At 51.3% G+C, this 1169-nt stretch carries 1 protein-coding gene; it reads left to right on the top strand.

What is annotated here, in order from left to right; translation table 11 throughout:
• Positions 1–1161: RHS repeat-associated core domain-containing protein (locus ACM6IO_RS26730; RefSeq protein ID WP_414912542.1), on the top strand; the 1161-nt coding region annotated here is incomplete at its 5' end.
• Between the last annotated feature and the right edge of the window lie 8 nt (positions 1162–1169).

Below are 1169 nucleotides of genomic sequence, written 5' to 3'. Positions count from 1 at the left end.
AACGTCCAGGCCGGGCGCGGCAGTGTGCGGGTGTTGCACTGGGAAGCGGGAAGACCGAACGAGATCAGCAACAACCAGCAGCGTTACAGTCTGACGGACCGGCTGGGCTCAAGCACGCTTGAGCTGGATCAGCACGCCAATGTCATCACCCAGGAAAGGTTTTACCCGTTTGGCGGCACGGCATGGAGTAACGGCGAGGCAGTGCAGGTCAGCTATAAAACGGTGCGCTACTCGGGGAAAGAGCAGGATGCGACGGGGCTTTATTACTATGGATTTCGGTATTACGTGCCTTGGTTGCAGCGTTGGCTGAATCCAGATCCTGCGGGCACGATTGATGGATTGAATTTCTATGCCATGGTTCGAAACAATCCAATGGTGTTGCGAGACTACAACGGTTTGGCAGGTGACGAATTATCCAACGCATTTCTCTATGAGCTTGACCTTTCAACCCAAGGCTGGAAACTGCACTTGCTTGACACTCAACTGTTGAATCTCCTGTTGCAGCGCTATGACAAGACAAAGCGAGGCTACGAAGAAACCCATGATTATCGAGTTTTCGAAGTGGGTGATCCGGAGTACGCCTTGACTGGGCAGGAAATCGTTGAGGCATTGGAGGGCTACCGCAAGACGTACCTGGACCTGGCGAAACGTGCATCCACTGCTCGAAAGTCGGAGTTGGGCCTGTCGATGATAGAACTTTCAAATCAAGCAGGGCAGATGCGTGATCTCGCTGAGGGCATTGATGGATCAGATGCTTCGGCAGCAGCGAACAAGCCTCGCTTTTTTGCATTGATGAAAGCAAAGACGGAAAACGGAAAGCGAGAAATCCTGGCCATTCAGAACATATCGATAATTCAGCGCACCGCTGGTGAAGACAGGGCGTTTGTCAGTGGCGTTATTCTGAACCCTTTGATTCGACCCGATGTGAGGAGCGGCTTCAAAGATCTGCCTGGAAGAGAATCTATACCTGTGCTGGAGGGGGTGCGAACCTTCGTTACGGTTCGGAGTTTGAACGAGGTGGGCAAAAAAACGAACATGAAATCTGTGCTGTTTGACTCATCAAATAAAAGAGACTTGGACGTGGCGAAAAGACTCAAGGCAAAATTTAAGTCCGAGCCTACCCACCTCCCACTTTCGAGGTTGAACCCGAAACTTCGATGATTTCCATA

It is taken from the genome of Pseudomonas sp. IT-P44, assembly GCF_949768225.1.
Taxonomy (GTDB): domain Bacteria; phylum Pseudomonadota; class Gammaproteobacteria; order Pseudomonadales; family Pseudomonadaceae; genus Aquipseudomonas; species Aquipseudomonas migulae.
The sequence above is the reverse complement of the archived record's forward strand: the minus strand, read 5'-3'. Positions and strand labels throughout refer to the sequence as shown.